Origin of the sequence: Bradyrhizobium sp. LB14.3, from assembly GCF_040547985.1 — a bacterium.
Classification (GTDB): domain Bacteria; phylum Pseudomonadota; class Alphaproteobacteria; order Rhizobiales; family Xanthobacteraceae; genus Bradyrhizobium.
Genome location: NZ_JBEPQT010000063.1, coordinates 1 through 10573, shown reverse-complemented (window position 1 = coordinate 10573; position 10573 = coordinate 1). Strand labels below are relative to the sequence as shown.

The window sequence follows — 10573 nt, the reverse complement described above, 5'->3', positions numbered from 1 at the left end:
GTTCGCGTGAAAGAAACAAAAATCATCGGATTCGGGGATCGCATATAGCGCCAGTCCTAGGAGCTTCAGGATGAACACGGCTGGGACGACAACGATAATGGTCCACGAAGCCAGTTTTGTACGCGCACCTCGAGCATCGCTGTTTGTAAAATTGACTTTGGTATGCATGCAATATTCTTCAACCAGAAAACCTCGTTTCTAGTTGTTGCTAAACGTGGCGTCAACCTGGAATTGGCGCCCTCCTGCGCGCAGGATTGAACGAAGGCGATATCTCGTTGATCCAAGCAAGGATGAAAGTGATCTATAGCTCAGCGCCGTGTCGCCGATCCGGGCATGGACCGGCCCATTGCTCGATCTGCCGCACCGGCTGCTCCACTACTCAGACTTTAGTCGATGATGGTGGAATTCTCAGCGCGACCACTATAGACAACCTAATCGACGTATCCCTTGCAGCGAATGAGCACGGTGATCTTGCCGCCGCCCCGGTCGACGATCGCGGCGCACTGCCGGTCACGCGGGAGCTGCGGATAGATCACGGTCTCGGCTGCTGAAGCCGTGTTGACGCCGAGCAGTCCGAGTGAGATTGCAAGCATTTTCATGGGTTGAAAACCTGTTGAGCTAGGATGTTGCCTCGACGCACCTAGCTGCACGCTCCGCTGACGCAGGTGATCTGCTTGACGACGTTACCGGTGAAATTAGAGCCGCCCGGCTGCCCGTTCAGGATGGTGATGGGGCAAGAGGTCGCGATGTTTTCAAAGACGATATTCCCGGGAACATTTCCGCTGAGCAGCAAAATTGCCTCCGCGCAACTGTTCGAGCTCTGCTGCACGTTCTTATAAGATGAGATTTTACCGCTCGACGTTACGTGCTGCTGCAGGCCGATGAAGTACCCTTCTACGTCTACCCCATCTGCGACGAGCCGCCCGTTCGCGTGACTAACGCAGAGCGCAGCACCCTCAGGAGCGGAAGCGCACGCACTGCGCTGCAGAATGTCTTGAGACGTTGGACTATCGAACGAGAAGGCGGCGCTCGCCGCCGTATTTCTCTGAATGCAATTGATCCCAATCCATATGTCGTTCGCTGCGCCGCCCTTGCCGATCTCGTATTTGATGCAGCCCTTATTTCCTGCATTGACATCGACGTTTTCGGCAAGTGCAAATTGTTGCCCGCTGTTGGAATAGTGTAGTGCACGAAATTGTCCGGGACCTCGGCATATGCATGCCGAAGTGCGTAGGCCATCGCGTGAATGTCCGCAGCGTCATCCACGCATGTTCTCGATCGACTTCACTTCCGTGGCGGAAAGAGATGCGACAACGGCCCTCTCTTCAGTTGGCCTGGCTGATTAGTCTACTCGTAGCTCATCACCGTAGCTTCTTACGGCGGCCTAAAGCGACCTCCGGAAAATGCTGAGGATGCAGATCACAGGCAATTCGGTTCGGAGGAGTGGATATCCGCAGACGTTAAAGCATCGGCCTGCAGACGCTGTTTCCACGCTCACTGTTCGTATGATGGGTCGCAGAGCATGCATCCAGAGCGTGCTAGTTGGAGTCGAACTGGACCACGAATTTGATAGCTACTGCGGTTGGGGATCTGCAGAGGTGAGCCCTACCCTAGTTAGCCTGCTCGGTCTCAACCTGGCCAGGAGCCGACTAGTTGGTAAGGTTCGCGTTTGAACTTTCCCGGTACTGTGATTGGATAGCCAATTGCCCGCCCCCGCCGCGCGGATGGTGTCGATAAACTAGCTTCGCGGCCGGGTTCAAACCAGTCGGACCACCATGTCCTCTAGCTCCAACGCCAGTATCGCCAAAAAAGCGCGCACGAAGGCTGAGGCGGATTTTGCCACCTGGCTCATGATGGGCAAGCTCGGTGGTTTCGATGACCTGCCGTCGAGCGGCCAAGGCTTTCTGATTAACTATCGAACTCGGCTCGAGACAATGAGCGAGGCCGAGTCCACGGCCCTAGCCGTTCGCGAGGTCTACAGCGCTTATTACAGCGAGATGGGAGGCGTAGGCGCAGCACCGGAACCAAAGGCTCGGACGCCAACGACAGAGGGCAAAGTCGTGCGATCCCAGAGACCGCCTAGATTTCAACCCGGTCAATCGGCTGCGCGCCATTCGACGAAACCAATGACCCGAAAATCCCTCCCGGCACTGCTGATTTTCGCGAGCATGGTGGCACTGGTTGTCGCATTCGGATTTCTAGCGCAGTAAGACCGCCCGCGGATTGTGTGCGACGTCCGCTTTTCCCCCGATGGCGACCCAAATAGCGGACATCGTGCACTCCGCATTTGGGCCAGCAGCGGTCAAGCGTTCGAGTGGACCCAAGCCGTCCTGACGGGCTAGGCCAAAGAAGCAGCTGCACTGACCTTTAGTTGAAGTGTTGTCGATTTTTGAACCATCGCTCGAATTGCCGGACTCACGTCAGTGGGCGATGGGGATGAACTGTCCCATCACCGCATCGAGCGATTGTAGCTATCGTCAGTCATCAGCGGCAGCTGCAATGGACTTTAGTTTCCGGGTTGCCAGCCTAAGCCGCACCAAGTCAGCGGATCGGCCGGCGAATATCGCGGAGGCAAAAAGATGTTCCCAGCGAAACTTGCGGCATCGTTGCTGGGCTCAGTGTTGCTACTGACACCAGTACTTGCACGTGACGACGGCCGCTACGACCACTCTCCGCTGAAGTCGTGGTTTGAAAGCTTGCAGAGCGAATTTGGAAAGTGCTGTACCGATGCCGATGGATACATAGTGTCCGATGCCGATTGGGAGTCCAGTCGGGGCCGTTACCGCGTCCTCATTGACGGCGAATGGGTGATCGTACCTGACGGTGCCGTTGTCACACAACCAAACCGCTTCGGCCGCACAATGGTCTGGAGGCATTACATAGACGGCCATCCGCGCGTCCGATGCTTCATGCCTGGACTCATGACTTGACTTCACTTTCAAGGTGCTCCGCTAATGGAATGGTCCGGCCGTGCTCCGGCCCTGCCAGCAGGACAAGCTGGCAAGGGGCGCCCAAGACAAGGAGCACGCCATGTCTCAGAAACTCGACACTTCGCCCGCCGTCATCGGCATCGATATCGGCAAGAACTCGTTCCACATCATTGGCCAGAATCAGCGCGGCGGCATCGTGCTGCGGCAGAAGTGGTCGCGCGGCCAGGTGGAAACGCGGCTCGCCAACCTGCCGCCGTGTTTGATGGGCATGAAGGCCTGTGTCGGCGCGCATCACCTCAGTCGCAAGCTGCAAATGCTTGGCCACGACGCCCGCTTGATGCCGGCGAAATACGTGCGCCCCTATTCGAAGGGACAAAAGAATGACTTCCGAGATGCGGAAGCCATCGCCGAGGCGGTCCAACGCCCGACCGTGAAGTTCGTCGCAACCAAGACCGCCGACCAGCTCGACCTGCAGGCGCTGCACCGCGTGCGCGAGCGATTAGTCGGTCAGCGCACCGGCGTCATCAATCAGATCCGTGCGTTCCTGCTGGAGCGGGGCATCGCGCTGCGGCAAGGCCTGCGCTCCCTGCGGTCCGAGTTGCCGGGTATCCTCGCGACGCGCACCGATGTGCTCTCGCCTCGCATGTTGCGCATCATCGAGGATCTGGCGGGCGACTGGCGCCGGCTGGATGAGCGTATCGAGGACCTCTCCAGCGAGATCGAAGCATTGGCTCGTCAAGACAAAGGCTGCGAGCGACTGATGACGGTGCCTGGTATTGGCCCGATCATCTCGAGCGCGATGGTGGCCGCGATCGGCACTGGAGACGTGTTCTCGAAAGGCCGCGACTTCGGCGCCTGGCTTGGACTGGTGCCGAAGCAGATATCGACCGGCGACCGCACGATCCTCGGCAAGATATCGAGGCGCGGCAATCGCTACCTGCGCGCGCTGTTTGTGCAGGCCGCGTGGGTTGTGCTGGTCAAGGTCAAGAGTTGGGAGCGCTATGGCCTCAAATCTTGGATCGAAGCCGCCAAGAAACGATTGCACCACAACGTGCTGGCGATTGCGCTCGCCAACAAGCTCGCCCGCATCGCCTGGGCGGTTCTCAACAAGGGGCGCGCCTTCGAGTGCGTCAAGACCGATGAGATGGCGTCCCGACCTGCTTGATCCTCGCGCCGTGCTCGGGGCCGTCAAGGCGCAGCCTGGCAGCGGTAGAGCAAGACGTCAGGACAGCACGACGGCCGGCCTTGACGGCCCTTGCGCGCGGCGCGTCGGCGCGCAGGCCGGGACGAAGGAACGGCCGCCAGGCACGAACAAAGGAACAGTGCGAAGTGAGGAGCGTTCGATGACGTAACAACATCCCTTACCCGCCGAGGTCTGCGAGAGAAATGAGACAACGATGGAGGATCGGTCTTCCCGGCGCATGCGAACACTGGTGACCCGAATGGCCCGTTCGAGGCCTGTCCGCTAATTAGCTCGAATGCGCGCTGATATCCATGATGGCCCGGAGCACAACACGCTCCAATCAGAGGCCGGATACATTGATGCAAGACCGCATCTGCCAGGTTGACGAAACCTCTTGCAACGCGCGGCCGGACCATACATTCGGGTCACAAGCCGCCTAACTGGCGCCCGGCTACAAACTTCCGGTTTGTCCCTGTGAGCCGACATGCAGCGACACCCCGCGAACGCAAGCGATGGGCCAACAGGGGACGCGCGGACAAAGTCGGGACCGAGTGAAGCAAAGAACAACGTTCTTCACCCGCCGCTGACATCTTCGGCGCTAACATACATTGCTCTCCGTTCGCTGGCTGTCGTTGGCCATCGTCACGGTTCTTTGAGACCAGGAACGAGGTTCTATTTCAAATCGGCTTTGACAGCATGCCCGATCGGGCATCGAATGCTCGACACCGCCCCCGTCTCGTGGACGGTCAGCGAACCTCAGGAGGAAAGCATGGGTGAAATCGATCGGCGATCTGCTCTGATGTTCTGTGTCGCGACAGCGGGAACTGCTCTTGTTGCAACCAATCCAACCGTGGCTCAGCCTTATCGGCCCGATGAGGGCAAGGAGCTCGCCCCGGGCGTTCGGCTAGTGGAGGTAAGCGAGCGCGAAGCGATGCATGGGCGCGACTCCGTACTCCCCGCCTACAAGCGAATTAAGGTCGTTGACATAGTCTTCCAGCCGAAAGTAAAGCACAAAGATGATGCCATGCGAAACGATATGGTTTGCCAGTGCGTCGACGGCGAAATGCGGCTCGATCATCGCGATGGTCATCCGTTCACGGTGAAGAAAAACGACGTATGGACCTGTGTCAAAGGTGAACCAGAGGACACTGAGAACATAGGTAATAGTGCCGCCATCATGCGAGTCATCAATCTGATGCCCGCTTGAGTTCGGACTGCCTACGTTCGAACCGTCCAGCATAGGCCCGAATCGAGGAGGCAAACTGGCTGCAACGGAACGAATTCCGCCTTGGGTCGCGTCGGTTTAGTCTTCCCGCGATGACCCCCGGTGAGCGGAAGGTTCGGTGCACATCGCAAGGTCTCAAACGCGCTAGAAGCGGAAAGGAGGCTGCACTGAGGATCAACGGTCTCCGAGGCCCACGCGATCTATGAGAGCCTCGACCTGGGGCAGTATGCGCGTGACGACCTCTTTGAACCCAGCCGGATTTGGATGCAGGCCGCCGAGAGCCTTGAGCTGAGGATTGTCGACAACACGTCGTCAAAAGCCTCGTAGAACAGCACATTGTACTCGCTGGCAAGTCCAGCGAACATCGCAGCAAAGGCTTTCTCGTATTCATGCCCAAAGTTGGTGTGAGGTCGTGCTCCGCAAAGGAGAGCGACAATTCGCCGGGCTTGGAGGTTTTGCAGAATTGCAGCGAGCGCCGCGCGAGTGACATTTGGATCGGTACCTCTCAACATATCAGTTCCGCCGAGCTGCACAATTACCGCATGGGTCCCGTCTGGGACCGCTCGATCCAATCTGGCAAGACCGTTTGCAGCTGTATCATGAACAACACCGGCATTGAAAACCACGACTGCTTTTCCCTTCGCCCTCAATGCAAATTCAAGTTGGTCCGTAAAGCGGTAGCCGACGGCGATACCGCTACCGGCGGTGTGAGAGTCCCCGAGCACGACGATTCTGGCCGGCTTGTCGTCGGCGCGGGCGTTGTGGCTCGTCAGGCAAGACAACGCTAAGCAAACTGCCATGGAGACAATCATGGCACGGCGAGAAACCATCGCGCGGAGGCCTTCCGATTGTGGGTTCATCGTGCTCTCCTAGTAGGTGAGCAAGCGTCTGCACGTTCGGTTCCAAATGCGTCTTAGCGGTTCTGGTCTTGTATTCCCAAGGGACGGAGGATGCCAAAGCAAAGTGAAATTAGATAAGACAGCTCAACTCACGTAATGGGCCGCTTTGGGTCAGACTGCGAAGAACTCAGGATGAGCAAATGCCGTCCGGATTACCCCTGAATGCGGACACCGCTCGGTTCAATTGGCACGTCGCGAAAGTCACACCAGCAGACGATGCTTGCCAGCTAACTAGCAAGCAACGCGGGCTCATTTGTTGGGCGGCCTGCGTTCCCTATGAGCAACGATCTCGAAGAGCAGGACGAAGGGTCCCATTATCGCAAAGCCGACGGTGCCGGATATGAGGATCATCTGAACCACGGAGTATTGCTTCGTTACTTCTCCAGTCTTGATCTTTCCCGAGGCTGGGAATTTTGGTAAGGCTCATAGCTCATCATCGTCGCCATCGTCATCCTGATCGTCTTCGTCCGAATCGACGGCCATCGCTTCGATGTACTCACGACGGACAGCGCACAGCGTGCGGCCCGATGTCGGATCGGCCAGGAAAAACCACCATCCCCCGGTCTTCTTTCCATAGATGGCAATCGCCGCTTCCCTTGCGGTCTCAAAAGGCTGACCATCCACTTCCACGCGCGGGTCGTTCCAAGTTGCGAGATATCTTTCTCTAAAGCGCCCATTCGCCTACCATATTAACTGGGGCGGTTAGGAGGAGATATGTCAGATCGGCGAGAACTATATCGCAGTCCAAATGGAGACACTTGGTTCATCGGGCGCGAGCCGACTAACGGACATGCTTTTATTGTCCATCAGCCCAATGCCCCTTCTGGTGGCCGCCTTTCTCACATTGAATTGGGCGACTTCTTGCGTGACGGAAAGGGACCCGAACAGCAAGCGTTGCTGAGACTGATCGGAACACTGGTCGAGGTACCGCCGTTTGCCTAGGACTTGCAAGCTTAGCAACAGAGCCCGCGGTTACTCCGTTCGCCAAGCTTGAACGGCTTTCAGCTAAGCAAGCTCAAACCGGCAACAACTTCGAAGCTGACGTTTGGATTGTAGCAAAGGAAATCCTCGCGCCCATGTTCGTGCCACGTTTTGAGCTGATGCTTGAAGCACGGCAGAAAAAAACAAAAGCGTCGGAGGAAACCGTCATGACAACGAAGTTGGCAAGTGCCGTCTGTATTCTCTCGCTCGTACTCTGGGGCTCGGCCGCAACCGTTCATACTGCATCGGCGCAAGCCCAGTCCATCCCCGCGCCCCCACTCGCCGGTCCGCCATCGCCGGAGCAAGTGCAGCCGTGGGGTCTGCCACCACCGCCGCCCGGCATCGGACCGGTTACTTTGTTTGCGGATATCCATGATCAACCCCAGGGCAAGTTTCTCGAGGGTGGGGCCTTCGACAAGGCAGGCAACTTCTGGTTTGTCGCGATTGGCAGCGGCTGGGTGTCCTACCTCACTCCAGACGCCAAGCTGGTCCCCGGGTTCAACTGCAACCCGAAAGGAGACCTCGGTCCCGCTTGCGAACCGCAGGGGACGCGCTGGCATGATGGCAAGCTTTACGTCACGACCCGCCACCTCGGCGTCCTGGTCTATGATCCGGAGACGAAGAAACTAAGCTCGCTCGTTTCCACGTTCCATAACGAACTCTTTAAGGGTCCAAATGATCTCGACTTCGACGCCGAGGGCAACCTGTATTTCACCGACCCATGGGGAACAGGACCAGGACCCGATGCGGCTGATCGGACCGGCGCGGTCTATCAATATTCCAAGGACGGGATTCTCCGGCGCATCATCACTACGGGCAGTTTTCCTAACGGCATAGCGGTTTCGCCGGATGACGGCACGCTAGCTGTTGCGGATTATGCGAGCAACCGGATGCTGTATTATTCGTTCCTGCGAGGGCCGAATCCCGCCTGCACCGACTGCGCCAACGATCCCTCGCACACGACATTCTTCTTCGCCACGGCCGGAAGCTACAATCCCGGCAACGGTGGGCCTGACGGCATCCACTATGACGTGCATGGGAATCTCTGGGCGGCGTGCGGCATCGGCGGAGTCATCGAGTACGATCCGCGTGGCTTCATCATCGGTTACGTACCGTTGCCAAATGGTGATTCCTCGGCCACGAACTTTGCCTTTGGCGGCGAGAATAACCAATATATCTACATGGAAGGTGCCGTCAGCGGAACCGTCTACAAGTTCAAGGCGCCCTACCCCGGACTGATTGGGCCAGATGGCGCGCGGTTGGCGGCGCAACCATGACTTCGCCGCGAGGCTGCTGCGGTGCGCACCGCATCAGCCGCGCATCACCGCGTAGCCGCTGATTACCGCGATTTAATCTTCGTCCTCATCGTTCATTCACAGACGAACCTCTACACGTCCTGTGGAGATAACACTCAACGGGAGGAACTAGATGAAACTTAGAATCGCACTTCTCGCACTGGCCGCGTTAGGTGGCGCAGCTCTTTCGACCGGGACCGCTTCAGCAATGCCACTGGCCCCCTTGGGACAGTTCCAGTCTTCGAACGTCGAGAACGTCGCAGTGGTCTGCGGTCCGCGCGGTTGCCTCCGCACAAGGCCCGTGTATCGGCGCGGGGCCTACGTCGTCCGTCGCCCCTATGTACGTCGCAGCTATGGATACCATCGTAGCTATCGTCGGTACTAACTTGAAAGAGGGCCTCGGCCCTCTTTTTTCTTCCTGCTAACGTTTGGCCAAAATCTGCTTATCCATCGAGATCCAGATACTCGACGCATTGCTTGCCAATAAAGACCTGCATCTTCGGCGGTAGCCAGCATGACTTTCATCGTGCGCTGGGCATCAACGGGTTACCATGCGTGCAGAACATATCTGTCACTTCCGGCCTACCCCGAACTGCGGACATAGCTGGTCCGGAACGGGCCAACACCAGACTCATGCAGCGCGGCGGGCCTTCTATTCAATCACCTCGTCGGCACGTACCAGCAACGATGGCGGAACGGTGAGACCGAGCGCCTTGGCCGTCTTCATGTTGATGATGAGGACGAACTTTGTTGGCCTCTCTACCGGGAGGTCCATAGGCTTGGCGCCCTTGAGGATCTTGTCAACATAGTCGCCAGCGCGTGACCTTGCCCCCAAGTTTTATCCAGTTTTGAGTTCGCTCCGGCAGTTGGACTTACTCTCTTGGGCGGTGGGAGCGACGGGAGCTGGCGCGGAGCCTTCGGCATAGCGCAGCGCCAGATCCCGGCGCGGGTGGCAGGTCATGGCGAACTCGGACGGGGTTCTCCATCCGAGCTGCGAGTGCGGTCGTGTGTGATTGTAATCGGCCCGCCAGCATCCAAGCGCGACGCGGGCTTGAGCCAGTGACGTGAACAGCGTCTCGTTTAACAGCTCATCGCGCAGGCGACCGTTGAAGCTCTCGATGAAGGCGTTCTGCATGGGTTTGCCCGGGGCGATGTAGTGCCATGCGGCGCGGCTCTGGTCGGCCCATGCGAGAATGGCGTTGCTGGTGAGCTCGGTGCCGTTGTCGCTGACCACCATCTTCGGCTTGCCACGCTCGATCATCAGTCGGTCCAGTTCCCGCACCACACGGACGCCGGAGAGCGAGGTGTCGGCCAGCAGCGCCAGGCACTCGCGGGTACAATCATCGACGACGGTCAGGATGCGGAAGCGGCGGCCGTCGGTCAGCTGATCCGACACGAAGTCGAGCGACCACCGGTCGTTCGGCGCCACCGGAACCAGCATCGGCGCCCTGGTCCCGATCGCCCGCTTGCGGCCACCACGGCGGCGCACCGTCAGTTTCTCTTCCCGATAGAGCCGGAAGAGCTTTTTGTGGTTGATCAGATACCCCTCCCGCTTGAGCAGAACATGCAGTCGCCGGTAGCCGAAGCGGCGGCGTTCCTGGGCAATCGCCCTCATGCGCTGGCGAAGGCTGGCATCGTCAGTCCGCGTCGTCCGATATCTCATGGTCATGCGGCAGCAGCCGATGGCTTTACACGCCCGCCGTTCGCTCATCCCATGGGCATCCACCAGATGAGCGACAGCTTTCCGCTTCCGTGCGGGCGTCACCACTTCTTTCCCAAGAGGTCCTTCAGCGCCGCATTGTCCAGCATGGCGTCGGCCAGGAGCCGCTTCAGCTTCGTGTTCTCGTCCTCCAGCGTTCTCAGCCGCTTGGCCTCGGAGACCTCCATCCCGCCGAACCTGGCCTTCCATTTGTAGATGCTGGCGTCGCTGACGCCGTGCTTGCGGCACAGATCGGCCACTGAAACCCCGGCCTCGTGCTCCTTCAAGATCCCGATGATCTGCTCTTCCGTGAAACGATTGCGCTTCATGCTCTGGTCCTCGTCTTGGGCCAGAGCGAACT

General features: G+C 58.5%; 11 protein-coding genes and 1 pseudogene. 6 read left to right on the top strand and 6 right to left on the bottom strand.

Annotated features, from left to right (window positions below; all coding sequences use genetic code 11):
* Positions 1-431: 431 nt before the first annotated feature.
* Together ABIB00_RS38310 and ABIB00_RS38305 are read right to left on the bottom strand one after the other, a co-directional pair.
* The gene (locus ABIB00_RS38310; RefSeq protein ID WP_247342346.1) at positions 432-599 is read right to left on the bottom strand and encodes a hypothetical protein; all 168 of its coding nucleotides are present in this window, start codon (positions 597-599) and stop codon (positions 432-434) included.
* Positions 600-640: 41 nt separating this feature from the next.
* Positions 641-793: a hypothetical protein gene (locus ABIB00_RS38305; protein ID WP_354107921.1), complete on the bottom strand. Its 153-nt coding sequence runs from the start codon at positions 791-793 to the stop codon at positions 641-643.
* A gap of 72 nt (positions 794-865) precedes the next feature.
* Here ABIB00_RS38305 and ABIB00_RS38300 point away from each other — a divergent pair, with 72 nt between their 5' ends.
* From ABIB00_RS38300 to ABIB00_RS38280, 5 genes are all read left to right on the top strand, one after another.
* Positions 866-1186, top strand: a complete 321-nt coding sequence (locus ABIB00_RS38300) for a hypothetical protein (protein WP_247342342.1) — start codon at positions 866-868, stop codon at positions 1184-1186.
* A 589-nt stretch (positions 1187-1775) separates the two neighbouring features.
* Positions 1776-2210, top strand: coding sequence for a hypothetical protein (locus ABIB00_RS38295; RefSeq protein ID WP_354107920.1), 435 nt, complete (start codon positions 1776-1778; stop codon positions 2208-2210).
* Positions 2211-2579: 369 nt separating this feature from the next.
* Positions 2580-2930: a hypothetical protein gene (locus ABIB00_RS38290; RefSeq protein ID WP_247342336.1), complete on the top strand. Its 351-nt coding sequence runs from the start codon at positions 2580-2582 to the stop codon at positions 2928-2930.
* Positions 2931-3030: 100 nt separating this feature from the next.
* Positions 3031-4095 carry an IS110 family RNA-guided transposase gene (locus tag ABIB00_RS38285; protein WP_354107919.1) on the top strand — a complete coding sequence of 355 codons (1065 nt, stop codon included), beginning with the start codon at positions 3031-3033 and terminating at the stop codon, positions 4093-4095.
* Positions 4096-4882: 787 nt separating this feature from the next.
* A complete protein-coding gene (locus ABIB00_RS38280) occupies positions 4883-5320 on the top strand; it encodes a hypothetical protein (protein ID WP_247344811.1) in 438 nt (145 codons plus the stop codon).
* A 218-nt stretch (positions 5321-5538) separates the two neighbouring features.
* Here the strand turns inward: ABIB00_RS38280 and ABIB00_RS38275 are convergent, their stop codons facing one another.
* On the bottom strand, positions 5539-6198 hold the full coding sequence (locus tag ABIB00_RS38275; RefSeq protein WP_354107918.1) for a GDSL-type esterase/lipase family protein: 660 nt from the start codon (positions 6196-6198) through the stop codon (positions 5539-5541).
* A 462-nt stretch (positions 6199-6660) separates the two neighbouring features.
* The gene (locus tag ABIB00_RS38270; RefSeq protein WP_354107917.1) at positions 6661-6867 is read right to left on the bottom strand and encodes a hypothetical protein; all 207 of its coding nucleotides are present in this window, start codon (positions 6865-6867) and stop codon (positions 6661-6663) included.
* Between the two features lie 446 nt (positions 6868-7313).
* On the opposite strand from ABIB00_RS38270, the gene ABIB00_RS38265 reads away from it, so the two are divergent.
* The gene (locus tag ABIB00_RS38265; RefSeq protein WP_354107916.1) at positions 7314-8495 is read left to right on the top strand and encodes an SMP-30/gluconolactonase/LRE family protein; all 1182 of its coding nucleotides are present in this window, start codon (positions 7314-7316) and stop codon (positions 8493-8495) included.
* Positions 8496-9165: 670 nt separating this feature from the next.
* Here the strand turns inward: ABIB00_RS38265 and ABIB00_RS38260 are convergent.
* Positions 9166-9333 (bottom strand): annotated as a pseudogene (locus tag ABIB00_RS38260) (ABC transporter substrate binding protein); the annotation flags it as partial.
* Between the two features lie 18 nt (positions 9334-9351).
* A protein-coding gene (locus tag ABIB00_RS38255) for an IS3 family transposase (protein WP_502917958.1) occupies positions 9352-10541 on the bottom strand; the annotation gives its coding sequence in 2 pieces (ribosomal slippage) (positions 9352-10295 and positions 10295-10541; 1191 coding nt in all).
* Positions 10542-10573 lie beyond the last annotated feature (32 nt).